Source organism: Alkalibaculum bacchi (assembly GCF_937875145.1).
GTDB classification, from domain to species: Bacteria; Bacillota; Clostridia; order Eubacteriales; family Alkalibacteraceae; genus Alkalibaculum; species Alkalibaculum bacchi_A.
The window spans coordinates 23,033-41,711 of record NZ_CALNCS010000021.1 but is presented as its reverse complement, the minus strand read 5'-3'; the positions used below and the strand labels follow the sequence as shown (position 1 = coordinate 41,711).

General features: G+C 36.2%; 17 protein-coding genes. 4 read left to right on the top strand and 13 right to left on the bottom strand.

The features are described from left to right. Nucleotides 1-7 precede the first annotated feature (7 nt). Both Q7P22_RS01465 and Q7P22_RS01460 read right to left on the bottom strand, forming a co-directional pair. Nucleotides 8-712 (bottom strand): PTS sugar transporter subunit IIB, encoded by a 705-nt coding sequence (locus Q7P22_RS01465; RefSeq protein WP_303859828.1) that lies wholly within the window; start codon nucleotides 710-712, stop codon nucleotides 8-10. A 16-nt stretch (nucleotides 713-728) separates the two neighbouring features. Continuing rightward, on the bottom strand, nucleotides 729-1,556 hold the full coding sequence (locus Q7P22_RS01460) for a PTS sugar transporter subunit IIC (protein ID WP_303859826.1): 828 nt from the start codon (nucleotides 1,554-1,556) through the stop codon (nucleotides 729-731). A 240-nt stretch (nucleotides 1,557-1,796) separates the two neighbouring features. On the opposite strand from Q7P22_RS01460, the gene Q7P22_RS01455 reads away from it, so the two are divergent. After that, nucleotides 1,797-2,639 (top strand): MurR/RpiR family transcriptional regulator, encoded by an 843-nt coding sequence (locus Q7P22_RS01455; protein WP_303859824.1) that lies wholly within the window; start codon nucleotides 1,797-1,799, stop codon nucleotides 2,637-2,639. Nucleotides 2,640-2,862: 223 nt separating this feature from the next. Here the strand turns inward: Q7P22_RS01455 and Q7P22_RS01450 are convergent, their stop codons facing one another. Both Q7P22_RS01450 and gndA read right to left on the bottom strand, forming a co-directional pair. Beyond that, on the bottom strand, nucleotides 2,863-3,843 hold the full coding sequence (locus Q7P22_RS01450) for a D-isomer specific 2-hydroxyacid dehydrogenase family protein (RefSeq protein ID WP_303859822.1): 981 nt from the start codon (nucleotides 3,841-3,843) through the stop codon (nucleotides 2,863-2,865). A gap of 62 nt (nucleotides 3,844-3,905) precedes the next feature. Continuing rightward, nucleotides 3,906-5,345 carry an NADP-dependent phosphogluconate dehydrogenase gene (gene gndA, locus Q7P22_RS01445; RefSeq protein WP_303859821.1) on the bottom strand — a complete coding sequence of 480 codons (1,440 nt, stop codon included), beginning with the start codon at nucleotides 5,343-5,345 and terminating at the stop codon, nucleotides 3,906-3,908. Between the two features lie 295 nt (nucleotides 5,346-5,640). Here gndA and Q7P22_RS01440 point away from each other — a divergent pair, with 295 nt between their 5' ends. Further along, nucleotides 5,641-6,516 (top strand): diacylglycerol kinase family protein, encoded by an 876-nt coding sequence (locus Q7P22_RS01440; protein ID WP_303859819.1) that lies wholly within the window; start codon nucleotides 5,641-5,643, stop codon nucleotides 6,514-6,516. A gap of 189 nt (nucleotides 6,517-6,705) precedes the next feature. Beyond that, complete coding sequence (locus tag Q7P22_RS01435) at nucleotides 6,706-7,218, top strand: lactate utilization protein (protein ID WP_369695470.1); 513 nt, start codon at nucleotides 6,706-6,708, stop codon at nucleotides 7,216-7,218. Between the two features lie 598 nt (nucleotides 7,219-7,816). Here Q7P22_RS01435 and cysK read toward each other — a convergent pair. Next, the gene (gene cysK, locus Q7P22_RS01430) at nucleotides 7,817-8,749 is read right to left on the bottom strand and encodes a cysteine synthase A (protein ID WP_303859817.1); all 933 of its coding nucleotides are present in this window, start codon (nucleotides 8,747-8,749) and stop codon (nucleotides 7,817-7,819) included. Between the two features lie 95 nt (nucleotides 8,750-8,844). After that, nucleotides 8,845-9,228: a RidA family protein gene (locus tag Q7P22_RS01425; RefSeq protein WP_303859815.1), complete on the bottom strand. Its 384-nt coding sequence runs from the start codon at nucleotides 9,226-9,228 to the stop codon at nucleotides 8,845-8,847. Between the two features lie 236 nt (nucleotides 9,229-9,464). On the opposite strand from Q7P22_RS01425, the gene Q7P22_RS01420 reads away from it, so the two are divergent. Then, the gene (locus Q7P22_RS01420; RefSeq protein ID WP_303859813.1) at nucleotides 9,465-9,839 is read left to right on the top strand and encodes a YbaN family protein; all 375 of its coding nucleotides are present in this window, start codon (nucleotides 9,465-9,467) and stop codon (nucleotides 9,837-9,839) included. A 155-nt stretch (nucleotides 9,840-9,994) separates the two neighbouring features. On the opposite strand, the gene carB is transcribed toward Q7P22_RS01420, so the two are convergent. From carB to Q7P22_RS01385, 7 genes are all read right to left on the bottom strand, one after another. Continuing rightward, nucleotides 9,995-13,210, bottom strand: coding sequence for a carbamoyl-phosphate synthase large subunit (carB, locus tag Q7P22_RS01415; protein WP_303859811.1), 3,216 nt, complete (start codon nucleotides 13,208-13,210; stop codon nucleotides 9,995-9,997). 9 nt (nucleotides 13,211-13,219) lie between these two features. Further along, a complete protein-coding gene (locus tag Q7P22_RS01410; protein WP_303859808.1) occupies nucleotides 13,220-14,266 on the bottom strand; it encodes a carbamoyl phosphate synthase small subunit in 1,047 nt (348 codons plus the stop codon). 12 nt (nucleotides 14,267-14,278) lie between these two features. After that, entirely contained in the window at nucleotides 14,279-14,848 is a 570-nt protein-coding gene (gene pyrE / locus Q7P22_RS01405) for an orotate phosphoribosyltransferase (protein WP_303859807.1), read from the bottom strand. Nucleotides 14,849-15,046: 198 nt separating this feature from the next. Further along, on the bottom strand, nucleotides 15,047-15,949 hold the full coding sequence (locus Q7P22_RS01400; protein ID WP_303859805.1) for a dihydroorotate dehydrogenase: 903 nt from the start codon (nucleotides 15,947-15,949) through the stop codon (nucleotides 15,047-15,049). Beyond that, nucleotides 15,942-16,649 (bottom strand): dihydroorotate dehydrogenase electron transfer subunit, encoded by a 708-nt coding sequence (locus Q7P22_RS01395; protein ID WP_303859803.1) that lies wholly within the window; start codon nucleotides 16,647-16,649, stop codon nucleotides 15,942-15,944. Before Q7P22_RS01395 ends, Q7P22_RS01400 begins: the two co-directional genes overlap by 8 nt. After that, on the bottom strand, nucleotides 16,640-17,494 hold the full coding sequence (gene pyrF / locus Q7P22_RS01390; RefSeq protein WP_303859802.1) for an orotidine-5'-phosphate decarboxylase: 855 nt from the start codon (nucleotides 17,492-17,494) through the stop codon (nucleotides 16,640-16,642). Before pyrF ends, Q7P22_RS01395 begins: the two co-directional genes overlap by 10 nt. Further along, nucleotides 17,481-18,623 (bottom strand): dihydroorotase, encoded by a 1,143-nt coding sequence (locus Q7P22_RS01385; protein WP_303859801.1) that lies wholly within the window; start codon nucleotides 18,621-18,623, stop codon nucleotides 17,481-17,483. Before Q7P22_RS01385 ends, pyrF begins: the two co-directional genes overlap by 14 nt. Between the last annotated feature and the right edge of the window lie 56 nt (nucleotides 18,624-18,679).

Below are 18,679 nucleotides of genomic sequence, written 5' to 3'. Positions count from 1 at the left end.
TTCTGTATTAATCAAATAATTTAATAGCTTCTTTTAACGACACCTTCTTAGAAGATGGAATGGCTTGGAAGTAAATATCTACTCCATACTTTTCGTTTAGGTCTACTAATATATCTAATTCTTCTTTCGTGATTGATACTTCAGGAATTACAGATGTGAGACCTGGTTTTTGAGGAATACCACCAAGGTTTAATTGTTTAATGGGTACGCCACCCTTAATAATTCCCGCCATAGCCTCAACGGTTTTTGTCAATAAAACCACTTTATAATTATCGTATTGTCGGTCATTCCAATACCTTACTGCTCCATCCTCTTTTAATACGCGAACCTTTAACCCAGTTCTTGAACCAGCGCTTAGTAAGATATTTTTTGTAAAATCGTCATTGATGCTAATTGGGTCACCATTGTACATTTCGTTAGCACGTGCTTGTTCAAGAGATGCCATAATACCTGTTATCGTTCCACCACCCCACGATAATTGGGTATTAAAGAACAGTAGATGTCGTTGATATGCTGCAATTAAATCATTTTTATCTTTGTAAAGTTTTTTTAGTATTGGCATTAATGCCCACATTAATGCTGGTGAAATATATCTGTCAAAAGCATGTGGTATTTCATTTGCAAAGTGAAATCTTAACCAGGCTATGCCTACATCTCTTTTGGTTATTTCTTCTGGTTTAAGACTTACATCTTTTTGAATTTGATTACTCATATCCTAATCCTCCCTTTTAATAGTCATCGTCATCGTCATCAAGAATGACCGCTGATCCACCTTGAGCAACTTGAGGAGTAGATGAACCCTCACCCTTAGACAATACATAGATGAATGCAATGATGGCTCCAAAAATTGCGTAGGTTACCATTGTGATGCCTAAATCTCTAAATACTACTGCTAAGAAATATGCTAATAAGAAAAAGGCAATATAGCTTTTCTTCCCAATAACGTATACTGTGACAGCAATACCAATAGCCGCTAATCCACCACCTATAACAGACAGAATATGGAATAACACACTACCTGAATTGGATTCTACAATGCTTGCAATTACAGGTGCTCCATAATATAAGGCTATAAACATAAATGGTATATAAATGATAAATGATGCTATAATTGGATAAACGATGATAGACGTCGTCAACATTTTTTCGTTTCCTTCTTCTGCATATTTATCCGTAAACTTTTGCATGATAAAAGTATTTACAAAAAATCTAAATTGATATAAATAAGATCCTAAAAGACCAACTGGTACAGCTACTCCAATAGCTGCTTCTGGCTCTAAATTACTTAATAAAGCTACAGGTACTGCAATAGCTGCTGCAATTGCAGGTTCAGATGGCATTTGACCACCTGGCGAAAAAACACCCATATAAATTAATTGAATGGCAGCCGTAATAATCATAGCTTGCGATACTTGTCCAAAGACGATTCCTACAATCAAACCTGTCATTAATGGAGAAAAACGCATAGTTAACGTCGCTCCACCTAATAAACTTCGACTCATGACAAGAGCTATCCATACAGCAATTACTAATGCCTGAAATACACTTACTTCCATTTTTTATCCTCCTTATTAACCCTAATTCTTTTTTGTTTACGATTACAATTTTAAAAACTTTTTGCATTTTGTCAATACGATATTGAAAAATATTTTTATTGCTGTGTTGACGCTCCTCTCACAATATCTTATCTGCTTGCTTTATAAAAAATTGTAGGTTAAAATATAATAAAACAAATTATTCCTTCCTGATTTTTGTAAATTTTTTCTTTACTAATACTTTAAAACGGCGGTGATATTATGTCTTTTCAGAGCATTGTCGGAAAAGATTATACAAGTTTAACCAAGTCTCAAAAAAAAGTCGTCGATTACATTCTTGAAAATATAGAAACAGCTGCTAGAATGACCATTCAAGATATTTCTGAAGCAACTAATGTCTCTATTGCAACAATTTCTCGTCTTACTAAAAAGTTAGGTTATGGCTCTTTTCAAGATATGAAACTCAAGATTTATGAAAACAACCAAAATGCAACAATAAAATTCTTTCCATTCATTAACAAGGAACATTCTTATTGTGATATTGCTTCAAATTCTTTTTATATGGGAAAGCTCTCTTTAGAAGAAACACAATCGATGCTTCAAGAAGAAAACCTCGTAAAGGCAATCGAAATTTTAGCTAATGCAAGAACATGTGCTATTTTTGCATTAGGTGCATCACAAGTTGTGGCTTTAGATGCATTCCACCGTTTTATGCGAACGTCTCTTAAGTGTAGCTTTCTTCAAGATTTTCATTTTCAATTGATGCATGTTGCGGGTCTAACAAGTCAAGACTGTGCCTTAATTATTTCACATACTGGTAGAAATAAAGATTCTCTTGAAATCGCTAAAATCGCCAAAAAAAACGGAGTGCCTATCATTGCTATCACAAGTAATATGACGTCTCCATTAACCAAACTAAGCGATATCGTTCTAGTATCTGTTTCGGATGAAACAACCTACCGACCAGAGGCAGTTTCCTCATTAGTTTCACAAATCACACTAGTAGATGCACTTTTTATGATGTACGCTATTAAAATTGACGACAATGAAGAATACTTTACTACTATTCGAAAAGTAATCAATACAACTCAAATCGATAACTAAACATAATTAGTATTATTCAAAAGTACTTAATTATGCAAAAATAGCTTCAAAACACGTATCGGTTTTGAAGCTATTTTTGTTTACTTATTACCAAGGAGTATAATCTTAATGAATAAAATTTGTAATGATATCGTTACAATAAATTATTTTTAACTTTTAACACTCTCTTATCCTCATCTCAAATGATTTAATTTATAATATGCAATTTTTTCATCTCTCAACCCTACCTGCTAACTATGCTATCTGGAGTTTCCCCTTTGATGATTTGCTCTACATCTGTGACACATTTTTCTCCCATGCCTTCTAAACATTCAAAGGTGTAAGCTGATGTATGTGGGGTCACAAGTATTCGATCATTGCTGTAATAGGGGTGTGTATTAGAAGCTGGCTCTTTGACCATCACATCTGTAGCAGCTGCACAAACAATACCTTTGTCAATAGCCTCAAGTAAATCTTCTTCTTTTATCAATGCTCCACGAGCTGTATTTGTAATATAGACCCCCCGTTTCATTTTTGAGAAAGCTTCTTTATCTAATATTTGATAACTTGTATCATTTAATGAGGCATTCAATGAAATCATATCAGCTTGGGTAAGGAGTTCATCTAATCCAACAATTTCAGCACCATGTTTTTCAGCCCATTGTGTATCTACATTGGGGTCTGTCACCAATAGCCGGGTATTAAAACCATGTTTTAATATTTCAGCTACTCGACTGCCAATATTGCCACAACCAATGACACCTACGGTTTTGCCTGTTAAATTGTGTCCCATAAAAGTTGCACGCTCTACCCAACGGTTGTCTGTAGCTGCTTTTGATGAATCTATAGTTCGGCGCAAAATGGCCATTAAGTTTGCAACAGCGTTCTCTGCTACGGCATCTCGTTCTACTAAAGGTGGCACAATGGTTACTATCGTTTTCTTTTCCTTGGCTGCATCTAAATCAATATTGTTATAACCGATTCCATGTCTAGAGATTAAGAGTAACTCATCCTTGTGTTCAAAAAATTCTTTTGTAAAGAAAGGCGTAACACTTGAAATAATAATATTGAATCCTTCTAATTCCTTAGCTAGTGTAACTCCATCAATATCATTATCAAAGGTAAAGCTTTCAACTCGCCCAATGGAATCTAAACGTTCTATATGTTTTGGAAACCATTTGCCAAAGCTACTAGAATTGACGATTGCGATTTTATAATTACTCATTATTGGGGCCCCCTGTACTATATCTTATTTATCTCACTATACTTGCATTATATCTGCCTTTACTAATCTAACAACTCTTCCTTACCTTCATTCCAGTGAAAGTGGAATGTTCCTGGTTTGTCTACTCGGTTATAAGTATGAGCACCAAAAAAATCTCTTTGAGCTTGAATTAAGTTCGCTGGCAAAACTTCTGAGCGATAAGAATCGTAATAAGTTATTGCACTAGCAAATGTGGGTACAGGAATGCCCATAGCAATTGCTGTTGAAACTACTTTACGTACAGCTTCATGATTTTCAGATACGATACTTAAGAAATAGTCATCTAACATTAGATTTTGTAAATCTGGGTTTTTCCTATAGGCCTCTGTAATCTTTTGTAAGAATTTAGCGCGGATAATACAACCGGCTCTAAATATGCTTGCGATCTCACCATAAGGTAATTTCCAATTATATTCTTCACTTGCTGCGCTCATTTGGGCAAAGCCTTGAGCATAGCTCATGATTTTGCTAAAATACAGTGCTTTTCCAAGTGTATCGATAAATTCACCCTTGCTCTTTTCATCAAAGCTTATTTGAGATTTTACAGATGGAATGATTTTACTTGCCTTTAATCTTTGTTCTTTTTGAGAAGAGATAAAACGAGCAAAAACAGATTCGGTGATTAGTGATAAGGGTTCTCCTAAATCTAAGGCACTTTGTGATGTCCATTTTCCTGTTCCTTTGTTGCCAGCCTTGTCCATAATGACATGGACCATTGGTCTGCCTGTATCAGGATCTCCTGTTTGAAGAATTTGTTCTGAGATTTCCATCAAAAAGCTATCCAATTCTCCTTTATTCCATTTTTCAAATATTTGACCAATTTTCTTAGGAGATAAGTCAAGTCCACGATGTAAAATGTCATAAGCTTCAGCAATCAATTGCATATCTCCATACTCAATCCCATTATGAACCATCTTTACAAAATGACCCGCTCCATCTGGGCCAGTGTAAGTAACACAAGGTTTACCATCCTCTGCTTTCGCAGCGATTTTTTCTAGAATAGGAGCTACTAATTCATAAGCCTCTTTCTGGCCACCAGGCATTATAGCAGGCCCTAATAAAGCACCTTCTTCTCCACCAGAAACACCAGTACCTATAAAATTGATTCCCTTTTCAGCTAAATATTCACTTCTTCTCATGGTATCTTTAAAGAATGTGTTTCCACCGTCGATAAGGATATCTCCTTTATCTAAATGTGGCAGTAAATTTCCAATGGTAGAATCTGTACCAGCTCCTGCTTGAACCATTAGTAGAATTTTACGTGGGGATTCTAGACTTTCTACAAATTCTTCGATGCTATAAGTTGCTTTTAGCTGCTTACCTGGGTTTTGCGCTACAACTTCTGATGTCTTTGACTCAGTCCGATTATATAAAGCAACCGTATATCCGCGACTTTCAATATTCAAGGCAATATTTCGCCCCATAACGGCCATACCTACTACACCTATTTGTTGTTTTGACATAAAACAATCCTCCTCTTTTATGTGAATGTCACGTTAGCTATTCTATCAAAATAAAAAGTCTTATAGAAGACTTTAATGAAAAAACTTTACATTATTTTTATTTTATACAGGAATATATTTTCACTTATATAATAAGGAGCATTTCTATAAGATAAGCTTAGGATGACCATTTATGAAAATATTATTTATACTATTATCTATCATTTGCCTTTCAGTTAAATAATAAACATAGCGCCAAAAGGTCATTTACGGTATGATAAAAGTAAAGAAATTTATGCAATAATAGGAGAATCTAATGAAATTATTCTTTGTACTCAATCCTGTAGCAGGAAAAGGAAAATCTATTGAACTTATGCCCATTATAAAAAGGATCTGTGAGAAAGAAAATGTAGAATATATGATAAAACTGACCCCACGTATAGGGGGTGCTGAAGATACTGCACGGTGGGGCATTGAAAATAATTATAAAAGAATCATTGCAGTTGGCGGTGATGGGACCGTTAATGAGGTAGTCAATGGAATTACAGGCTCTAAAGCTGTTCTTGGTGTGGTTCCAGCAGGATCTGGAAATGACTTTGTCCGAAGTATAGGTGATCCTAAAGAACCTGAACAGTGCATTTTAGATACAATACATGGTAAAGTCAAGACAATTGATTTAGGTATGTGCAATGATCGATACTTTATTAATATGGCCAGTATTGGGTTAGATACACAAGTAGCAATTAGAACACAAAAGACGAAAAAGTACTTTTCAGGAAGCCTTGCGTATCTTGTCTCCGCACTACTTACCATATTTTCTTACAAAGGTTGGGATTTAAATATCCAAATTGATGGACAAGCTTTCCATGCAAAAACTCTTTTAACTGCTATAGCAAACGGAAAATTTTATGGTGGAGGAGTACTGCCTACCCCTGATGCCAAATTAGACGATGGATACTTTGACATATGCCATGTAAAGCATATGTCTAAAGAAAAGATGTTCCGCGTACTACCTAAGTATATGAAGGGTAAGCATAGAGATATTAAAGAAGTTCAACTTATAAAAGGAAAAGAAATCCTCATAACTAGTGATTGTCCCTTCCCCATTAATCTTGATGGTGAAGTTTCCATTACAAATAAAGCTCATTTTAAACTCATGGAGAATTATATCGACATTATAGTTCCCAAATAAATTAACTAGAGGTCCTCATCTCACTTAAAGACAAGTTTTGTTGCGCTTATAGGTTTTTCCTTCCAACCAATCCCTTTGCTTTCAGCTAAAAATCAAACATCTACAATATGAAAACTTGAGGTATACAAAAGTATACTTTTGTACTACATTTATTTGTTTTCCTAAAAAAATATATCAAGGAGTGATTCTGTGAAACCAGTAAACAAACATTATGAAAATATGGCAAACACATTAATGTCCCAATTTGAGAAGAGACGATTCGAGTCTTTTTACTGTCCAGATAAGGAATCTGCGCTGCAAAAGACCTTAGAACTAATACCCCAAGGCTCTGTAGTATCTCATGGTGGTTCTGAATCTATTATTGAAATTGGCTTATTAGATGCTATAAAAAGTGGTAATTATACTTATATAAACCGAAAAGATGGCAATACCCCTGAAGAGCTAAGAGAGTCTGCTATGAAATCCATCTTTAGCGATTACTACCTTATGAGCTCTAACGCCGTTACCATAAAAGGAGAACTCGTCAATATTGATGGTGTAGGTAATCGAGTGGCGGCTCTGGCTTTTGGACCTAAAAACGTAATCCTCATTGTAGGTATGAATAAAATATGTAAAGATATCGATGAAGCAATCTGGAGAACACAAAATATTGCCTCCCCTAAAAATACCCTAAGACTAAGCAAAGACACCCCCTTGCGCTAAAATGGGAGTATGCGGTAACTGCTTTGGTGACGACAGTATTTGTTCTACTGTTACTATCACGAGAAGAAGTACGGAAGTAGGAAGGGTGAAGATTATTTTAGTTGGAGAGAACCTAGGATACTAGGTCGTTGGACGGAAATTTGATCACCATAGGTGACCTTTATGCGAAGCGATGAGGCGTCTCTCCCTACATACAAGAAAGTCCCTTTGACACTTTAGCCATATCAGCCAGTCTTCAACCATCAGTGCTAGGGTCAAGTCTTACAGGTCAAAGATTCCATCACGTATAAAGAGGGCTTAAATAATATTTAAGTCCAAAAGTAGGACTTTCCTAATATATGAGAATAGTTCACGTCAAATATACATATATATACCTACCTTGTATTTAAATAAAATCTTTGATTTGTAGCTTGCTACGAAGGTTTTTGCACTTTCCCGCCTAAAGACGAGTTTATTTTTTCCGTCCAATAAACCAACCATCCAACCACCAAGGAATAGAAAAATTTCAACGAAGCATCAAACTCATAGCAAGTATTATTTCCTACATTAAAAAAAGTCTTTGGAATCAATGATTCTAAAGACTTTTTTAATGTATAGATTATTCTTGATACAATGCTGTCGAAAGATATCTTTCTCCTGTATCTGGTAAGATTGCTACAATTGTCTTACCTTTATTTTCAGGTCTCTTTGCCACTTCTGTTGCTGCGTGTAGCGCTGCTCCTGATGAGATACCTACTAATAAACCTTCACTCTTTGATGCTGCCCTTGATGCTTCAAATGCTTCATCATTTGTTACTTGGTATATTTCATCTATAAATTCACTATTGTATACTTCTGGAACAAATCCTGCTCCGATTCCTTGGATTTTGTGTCCACCGGGTTTTCCACCAGAAAGAACTGGTGAATCCATTGGCTCTACTGCGATGATTTGAACACTTGGTTTTTTATTCTTTAGTACTTCTCCCACACCTGTAATCGTTCCGCCTGTTCCTACACCTGCAATAATAATATCTACTGTACCTTCTGTATCTCTCCATATCTCTTCTGCAGTCGTCTTTTTGTGGATTTCTGGGTTTGCAGGATTATTAAATTGTTGTGGTATAAAGCTATTTGGAATTTCAGCTTGTAATTCTTTTGCTTTGGCAATAGCCCCTTTCATACCATCCGCACCTGGTGTTAATACAAGTTCTGCACCTAATGCCTTTAAAAGATTTCTTCGTTCCATACTCATTGTATCAGGCATAGTAATAATCATTCTGTATCCCCTAGCTGCAGCCACAAAGGAAAGAGCAATACCTGTATTTCCACTAGTAGACTCGATAATAGTAGCACCTTCTTTTAGGATGCCTCTTTCTTCTGCCTCTTTGACCATTGCATAACCAATACGGTCTTTAATGCTACCTAATGGATTAAAATATTCTAGCTTTGCTATTACAGTAGCGCTTAAATCATTGTTTTTGTTGTAATTTGATAATTCTAATAATGGTGTGTTTCCAATTAAATCCGTTAAACTCTTAGCTATTTTACTCATAATACCCCTCCATCATTTCATACTAATTCGATATGTTTTATATGTTATATTAATTTTATTCATTTTAGACAAAAATGTCAATAGTTTTTCAAATATTATTTCACTATTCCTATGGCTTCTATTTCTACTAGCACACCTTTTGGTAATTTTGATACCTCTACGCAAGATCTTGCAGGATATACACTAGTAAAGTAGGAAGCATATATTTCATTGACCTTATTAAAGTCATCCATATTTTGGATATAAACAGTCGTTTTTACCACGTGGTCTAAATCACTGCCCCCTGCCTCTAGCACATTTTTTATATTCTCTAAGGCTTGCTTTGTTTGCCCTTCTACATCTGTACATACTATTTCTCCAGTTTTAGGATTTAGGGGAACTTGACCAGAAGTAAATACTAAGTTTCCTACTATTATTGCTTGTGAATATGGGCCAATAGCTTCGGGTGCTTTTTTCGTATGAATAATTTCTAAATTCAATCGTTTCATCCTCTCTTATTATTAAGAATTCCTATATGTTTTATATAATTAATATACCACAATAACGACTTCGGCAAACAGTTTTATTGTTTTCTATTTTTCACTTTCACATTCAATTTCTCATAAAATGTTTGAATTTGACTTTTTTGTAGAATAATTAAGATAGTATTTCTATTTTTAATTAATATGGTCTACTCGATTTACACTATCGACTATATATTTTGAGGAGGTTTTTTATGAATGGTGTGCTTCGTTATCTTTTGCTAGGTATTGGCACTCTTTCACTAGGTTTAGGAATTGTAGGAATGGTTTTACCTTTGTTGCCTACAACGCCTTTTTTACTTCTTAGCGCTGCTTGTTATTATAGAGGTTCAAATAGAGCTTATAATTATTTACTTCATCACAAGATATTTGGCAAGTATATTGATGACTACCGAAATAAAGGTGGTATCACCCTAAAAGTAAAAGTTTACGCCTTAACGCTTTTATGGCTCAGCATAAGCTGTTGTCTTGTATTTTCTCCAATACCCTCCTACGCGAAAGTACTTATTTTCTTCATAGCCAGTGCTGTGACTTACCATATCGCTTCGAAGAAGACCTTGAGAGAGTGACTTGGGTGAACTATTTGCACAATTTAAATTGAGAATTATTTTTTCTCCTTCGGCGAGTTGTAGTTTTCGGATTTTCGCATTCCACTTTCCACTAATAAAAAACCATCGAGTAGCAGCACACCCTCGATGGTTTTAGCATTCCTATTTACCTCATATTATTTCCCATATTCCGATATTTCATAAATTTCTAAATCTTCTTCATTTATATTAGCATATAGAATCTCCACAATGGCCTTTGCTTTGTCTAAGCTGGTCATGAGCTCTACAGAAGACTCTATTGCCGTTCTTCTTATGGCAAAACCATCTCTTTTAGAGTCATTTCCTTTTGTTGGCGTATTAAAGACCATATCAATATTACCTGTTCGAATAATATCTAGGATATTAGGGCTACCTTCATGAATTTTCTTCACCACGTCTACTTTGATTCCTATGCTTTCTAAATAATTTGCTGTGTTTTCTGTAGCAAAGAACTCATAATTCATCTCTTTCATCTTTAGGGCCAAAGGTTTAAATTCTTCCTTATCTTTCTCTCGTAAAGTCACTAGTACTCTTCTCTTTCTATGAGACATATCCATGCCTGCTGCTGTCAAACCTTTATAAAGAGCCCCTAATAGATCGTCACTAACACCAAGTACCTCACCTGTAGAGCGCATTTCAGGACCTAAGCTGGCTTCTACTTTTGGCAGTTTTTCCGTCGAGAATACAGGTACTTTTGCGCAAATGAGCTTCGATTCTGGGTAGATTCCTACTCCGTAGTTTAAATCCTTTAATTTTTCTCCTAACATAACTCTTGTAGCGAGATCAATTATAGGCACTCCTGTCACCTTGGTAATATAAGGCACTGTCCTACTAGATCTAGGGTTTACTTCGATAATATAAAGCTCCCTATTATACTCAATAAATTGGATATTTATCATACCCATTACATTTAATGAAAGGGCTAGCTCTTTTGTATACTCTAATATCTTATCTTTTGTTTTTTGTGATACATTTTGTGGAGGATACAAGCTAATGCTGTCTCCTGAGTGAATCCCCGCTCTTTCAAGATGTTCCATAATTCCTGGAATAAGCACATCTTCTCCATCGCATATGGCGTCTACTTCTATTTCCATTCCATTTAAGTATTTGTCTACTAATACAGGATTTTTCTTGTCTTTAGAAAATGCATCGCCTAAATAAAACTCTAATTCAGAGTCATCATAACATATTTCCATTCCCTGTCCACCTAACACATAGGAAGGACGAACTAATATTGGATAGCCCAGCTGTCTTGCCATAGCAAGTCCTTCTTCTAAAGTCCAGATTCCTTTGCCTTCTGGTCGCTTGATATTTAGTTTTTCTAGGATTTCTTCAAATTTTTCACGGTCTTCTGCTGCATCGATATCCTTAGGTAATGTGCCCAGCACAGGGATGCCCTTGCTTTCAAAGAATTCAGCTAATTTTATAGCTGTTTGCCCTCCAAATTGAAGGATTACACCATCAGGATTTTCCTTTTGTATGATATTGTAAGTGTCTTCTTCTGTAAGAGGCTCAAAATATAATTTATCTGAAATATTAAAATCTGTACTTACGGTTTCTGGATTATTATTTATAATAATGGTCTCTACTCCTAATTTAGATAGAGCTTGTACACAGTGAACAGAACAGTAGTCAAATTCAATGCCTTGACCAATTCGTATTGGACCAGAGCCTATGACAATTATCTTTTTATTTTCAGATACTTCTACTTCATCTTCTTTGTCATAGGTAGAATAATAGTATGGAGAGATCGCATCAAATTCACCAGCACAAGTGTCTACCATCTTGTACGAGGTGCGAATTCCCCACATATCTCTCATTTCATATACTTCATTAGGAGAAATTCCCATCAGGTCAGCAATACCCTTATCAGAGAATCCTTTGATTTTTAAATCAGTCAATTTTTCTTCCGTCAAATCTTGAGACTTGGTATTCTTTAATTGCTCTTCTTCGTCGACGATAAACTTAATTTTATTGATAAAAAATTCATCCATACCCGTCTCTTCCGATAATTTTACGACTCGGTATCCTCTTCGGAGCATTTCTGCTAAATAAAACAATCTCTCATCATTAGGGTACATAACTTTCTCTCTAAGCTCTTGCAGAGAGTATTTTTTCACACCTTTATGATCTAATGAGTACTGTTTTAATTCTAAGGATCGAATCCCTTTTAAAAGTGCACTTTCAAAACTGCTGCCTATGGCCATTACCTCACCAGTAGCCATCATCTTGGTGCCTAATTTTCGATCGGCTCCGTAAAATTTATCAAAAGGCCATTTTGGAATTTTTACTACTACATAATCTATACTTGGTTCAAAGCATGCAAAAGTCTTTTTGGTCACGGCATTTTTAATTTCATCTAATGGGAATCCTAGTGCTATTTTTGATGCTACCTTTGCAATAGGATACCCTGTTGCCTTTGAAGCTAGAGCAGATGAGCGGCTTACTCTTGGATTAATTTCAATAACTGCATACTCAAAGCTTTTTGGGTGAAGGGCAAACTGTACATTACATCCCCCCTCTATGCCAATAGCGCTAATAATATCTAAAGATGCCTTACGAAGCATCTGGCATTCCTTACTGCTTAAAGTTTGGGTTGGAGCCACTACGATGCTGTCACCTGTGTGAATTCCTACAGGGTCAACATTTTCCATATTACACACCACAATACAGTTTCCCTTGCCATCTCGTATGACCTCGTATTCTACTTCTTTCCAGCCTTTTATGCTTTTTTCAATAAGCACTTGCCCCACTCTACTTAGGTGCAATCCCTTTGAAGCAATTTCTTTAAGCTCATTTACATCTTCAGCAATTCCCCCACCAGATCCACCTAGAGTATAGGCAGGTCGAACCACTACGGGATAGCCAATTTGTTCTGCATATTGTAATGCGTCATCTAAATTAGATACCGTTGTGCTTTCAATAATAGGCTGATGAATTTCCTCCATAAGTTTTCTAAATAACTCTCGATCTTCTCCCTTTTTTATGGACTCAATAGATGTACCTATAACCATTACTCCGTATTTGTCTAGGATTCCTTTATCGTGAAGCTCTAATGTAATATTTAACCCTGTTTGTCCACCCATTCCAGCTATTATGCTATCTGGTCTCTCTATTTCAATGATCTTTTCTATAGTCTTTACATTAATTGGTTCAATATAAACCTTGTGGGCCATTCCTTTATCGGTCATAATCGTAGCCGGATTGCTGTTAACAAGAACTACTTCTACGCCTTCTTCCATCAAAGATTGGCAAGCTTGCGCTCCAGAATAGTCAAATTCTGCTGCTTGGCCAATTACAATGGGACCGGATCCAATTACTAATACCTTTTTTATATTATCTCTTTTTGGCATAATTTCCTCCTACAATAGTTCTATGAATTCGTCAAAAATATCAATCGTATCTTCTGTTCCAGGATATGCTTCTGGTTGAAATTGTACGGATAGTATAGGCTTTGTCTCGTGTCTTAATCCCTCAATAGTTTGATCATTAAGACTGATATGTGTAATTTCCATATCTTTTGGAACTTTGCTGACTACATAGCCATGATTTTGAGACGTTATATAAGATCTGTCTTTGTAAACATCTTTTACTGGATGATTGGATCCTCGATGGCCAAAGGCTAGCTTTTCTGTATCACCACCTAATGCCAAAGCAATAAACTGATGACCTAAACCATTGCCCATAGTTGGTAGCTTTTCAAGGAGTGCTTTTACATTCTCAATAATTTCGGGATAATCTTTAGGGTTTCCAGGCCCATTAGATAAGAATAAGCCTTGAGGATTTGAACTTAATATTTTACTTACAGAAGTATTACTTGGAAACACAGTAATCTTTAAGCCTTTATCTTTTAGTGTCTGGAGGATTGTGTTCTTGATACCAAAATCAATAACTGCGAGATTTTTTCCTGATCCTTCAATAGTATACGTTTCTTTTGTGCTAACCATGTCTACAGCTTTTGAATTATTATAGCCATCTAGCATGTCCATTAATTTTGTATGAGGTAATCTACAAAGGCTAATAAGTCCTCTAAGAGTTCCATTTCTTCGTATGATTTTCGTAAGCGCACGGGTGTCAATACCCTCTAAACCCATAATATTGTTGTATTTTAAATAGCCTTCTAAATCCAGCTCACATCTGAAATTATTAGGAAAATCGCATTTTTCTCGTACAATTAGCCCTTTAATTTTCGGACCATCTGATTCATCGTCTTCTAAATTAATGCCGTAGTTTCCTATTAGAGGATAGGTCATAGTAAGGATTTGTCCATAGTAGGATGGATCTGTTATAAGCTCTTGGTATCCTGCCATGCTAGTATTGAATACAACCTCTCCCACAATATCTCCTACTCTACCAAATGCTCTACCTTCAAAAGTAATGTCATTTTCTAATTGCAAATACGCTTTCATAGAACCCTCCTATTATTTTTTCATATCTCTACTGCCTGGCTTTACTAATTCTTGTCCCGTTGAACAGATTGGACAATCCTCTGAATCATAAACCTCAATATTTAAATCCACAGCACAGTAAATTGGCATGCCTATGTCTTCTTTCACTCGCTTTACAATGCAGGCAACGCCTATTACTTCTGCCCCTAGCTTTTCTAGGGCTTCTTTTGTTTCAATGGTTGATTTTCCGGTAGTTACTACGTCTTCCGCAATAATCACCTTGTCTCCAGGAACAATCTCAAACCCTCTTCTAAGTTCCATTACGCCATCTTTTCTCTCTGTAAATAAACTTTCTTTACCTAATTGCCGCCCTACTTCATAAGATACAACCACGCCACCCATTGCAGGTCCAATGACTTTGTCGATCTTTACATTTTTTAATTGTTCTACTACGGGTTTTAGTACCTTTTCTGCCTTATCCGGAAACCGAAGTACCTTGGCACACTGTACATATCCTCCACTGTGTTTACCGGAAGACAATAAAAAATGCCCTTCCAAAAACGCACCTGTTTCTTTTAATATATTAATGATTTTTTGACTCATTATTTTTCCTCCTTTGTAATTCTAAGTTCTACGCTGTAAGTATAAGAACAATAGTGGAACGATGGTTAAACAGTTGTTCGAAGCACAAAAGCTTCAATAGACATAGAAGAGTATAAATATGCGATTTGTTCAAGTGCCTCAATACATTGTTTATTGCGACGTAAGTCGTATATTTGCTGTCCGCCTTACCACCTGAGCTTAAACAATTCCCACTAACTCCCCAACACTCTCCACATCATTCTTCACACAATACTCCTCTAATCCTCTTATAATCTCTATAGGCGTCATGGGATTGATAAAGTTGGCTGTTCCTATTTGGATGGCTGTAGCTCCTGCCATAATAAACTCTAGTGCATCTTGCCAGGTGCTTATTCCTCCTAAGCCCATGATAGGGATATTGACATTTTTGTATACTTGATGGACCATTCGAAGGGCAATAGGCTTTATAGCTGGTCCAGATAATCCCGCGTATAGATTATCAAAGGCTGCTTTTTTCTTGTGTATATCAATTGCCATTCCTTGAAAGGTGTTTACTAAGGAGAGTCCATCTGCTCCGTTATCTTCACAAGCTTTTGCCATTTCTACGATATTTTCTGCATTTGGTGATAATTTAACCATAATCTTATGCTTGCTTATATTTGTAACCTTAGATACAACCTTTGCCGCAGATTTTGCCTTTATGCCGAACGCCATCCCCCCTACCTTTACATTAGGGCAAGAGATGTTTAACTCAATAAAATCAATATTGCAATCATTTAAAAGCTCCACAGACTCTAAGTATTCATCTATAGTATTACCGCCTACATTAACGATTACCGCCGTATTTAGTAAGTTCATCTTTTTTAAATGCTTCTCTATAAAAGTCTCAATACCTGGGTTTTCTAATCCGATGCTGTTTAATAGACCACTTGGGGTCTCCCACAACCGTATGCCATCATTTCCAAGCTTTGGATAGCGGGTAATTCCTTTACTACAAACGCCACCTAAAAGTGCTGGATTGTAATAATCTACGTACTCTTCTCCGTATCCATAGGTTCCAGATGCTACGACTACGGGGTTTTTCAGCAGGGTATCCATAAACGTTGTCTCTAATCTACTCATATAAGATTTCCTCCCCTAAAAACACTGGACCATCTTTACAGGTTCTCTTATTACCTTTTGTCGTCTTACATGTACAGCCTAAGCAAGCGCCAACACCGCATGCCATTCTCTTTTCTACAGAGGCGTATACCACAATTCCTTGACTTTTACCTTCCTCCGAAATGATTCTCATCATAATTTCAGGTCCACAGGTAAAGATCACGTGGTCTTTTTTATACTCTATATCTTCTGTTATGATACCTCCTATATTGACCTTTACATTTGGAAATTCTTCTTTAAACTGCTCTATTATTGGGTTTTCCTCTCGAGCTCCTAGGTAAATTTCCATGTGTCTAGTAGGATTGATTCTATATAGTTCTTTTACTGCGTAGTGTAGTGGTGCAATGCCCATTCCACCACCTACGAGGGTAATATTCTCCTCCTGTAAATAAGGAAATCCATTTCCATAGGGTCCTTGAAGGGTAATTTGATCTTTTGCTTTAAGTTTTGATAACTTTTCCGTTCCTTTGCCCATTACTTGGTACAAAAATTTTACGATACCATCTTGAAAATCATAAATGCTAATAGGTCTTGATAAAAGTGGTTCAAAATCCCAACATCGCAGCATAAAAAACTGGCCCATTTTGCAACTTCCTGAATACTCAACACTTAAAGAGTACATATTATCTTGTACACAGACATTTTCTACAACTATAGCCAAGCTTCTAAATCCTCCTTCATTCGCAGGGTAGCCCTTCTAATTTCATCCCAGCAGTTTTCTCCTTCATTTATACCCTTGTGGGCAGTAATTAACCCCCTAGAAGAATTAATTACTGCACATCTGCTTTTCTTAAGTATTCTACCTATATCCTCACCTTTTCCTCCTTGGGCTCCATAACCAGGCACCAAGTAAAAGGTCTTTGGTAAAAGCTCTTGAATGACTTCAAATTCTTTTGGATAAGTAAGACCTACTACTGCACCTATAGAGCTAAAACCAGAGTCTCCTAAAAATCGATTACCCCACTTTTCAATGAGCTTTGCCATATGCTCGTAATAGGGCCTTCCATTGCAATTTATATCTTGTATTTCCTTTGCACTTGAATTAGAGGTTTTTAAGAGTATAAATAGACCCTTTCCACTCTCCTCGATATACGGATAGTAAGGAGATACAGCGTCCTCTCCCATATAGGCGTTTATAGTTAACATGTCCGCCTCAAAATCTCCTGTAAAATGTCCTTTAGCGTACATCTGCCCTGTTGCAGAAATATCTCCTCTCTTTATATCTGCAATAGAGATCTTATTTACCTCTTTGATGTAGTTAAGAGTCTTAGAGTAAGCCTCCATCCCTTCTAATCCTAAGGCTTCATAGTAGGCTACTTGAACCTTGTAACAAGCTACTAAGTCTAAAGTGTGATCAATAATATTTTTATTAAACAAAAAGAGCTTTTCTCCAATGCTTATTTTCTTATCTGAAAAATACTGTGGAAAATAAGATTCTTGTGAATCTAAACCTAAACATATGGGGCTCTTTTCTATGGCTTCTTGATACAATCTATCGATTATCATATATAACTTCTCCTCTTTTTATAGTCATCATTACCTTCCCCTTAACTTTACGCCCGTGGAAAGGGTTATTATTGGATTTCGAAACAAAACCCTTTATATCTATAGTGGTCTCTTTATTTTCATCGATTAGCACTACATTGGCTTCTCTACCGACAACTATTTCACCACAGTTCAAACCAAGAATTTTCGCTGGCTGGTAACTCATCATTTGGCTCAACTTTTCTAGTGGAATATTTTCTTCATGAAACACCTTCCAGTACATAGAAAAAGCCACCTCTATATTGCTGATTCCAGGGGAGCCCTTTTCTTTGTCCTCTTTAGAATGAGGAGCGTGATCCGTAGCACATAAATCGATGATTCCATCTTTAATGCCTTCTATGAGAGCCTGACGATCTGCTCTTGTCCCGAAGGGTGGGCTGACCTTGTAATCTACATCGTTATCAAATACATGATGAGGAGTTACCTCACAAGTAAAATGTAGACCTTCTTTTTTTGCTTTTCGAATAAGATTCAGGGTTTCTTTTTCACTCACATGGCAAATGTGCAGATTTCCAGGTACTTCTCTTAATATATTTAAATCTCTTTTTACGATTTCAACCTCTGGTTCACAGTGAGTGGCAAGAACAAACCCTAACTCCTTAGATCGTTTTAAGCCCTCCCTCATGATATCTTCACCTGCAACAGTCTTTCCATCGTTTGAAAACACCTTTGTGACAGCTATTATTTTTTCTAAATCAACGAATTCCTCTCCAAAGTCTTTCGTCAAAGCACATATTTGAGTGAGATTACATAAATTAAGCTCTTTACTCTTTGAAAGGTTCTCTACAACCATTTCAAAATTGTCCGTAATCGGATTGGTATTGGCCATAGCCGCCAAATGGGTATATCCCCCCTTTAAAGCTGCTCTCATACCCGTTTCCATATCCTCTTTATACTCAAAACCCGGATCCCGAAGGTGAGTGTGCATATCAATAAAAGAAGGCATAAGGGTATAATCTGAACCATCAATAACTTGGTGATTTTCATAATTCCCCTTAACGTTCGTGTCTACAATAATCCCGTCTTTAACAAGAATATTTCCCTTCCTTCGACCATATTGGTCTACAATCTCTACATTATTTATAATCATCCTCATACCTCCGTTTGAGTTTTAAGTTCTAAGTGAAATCAGCAGGTTATTCTGCA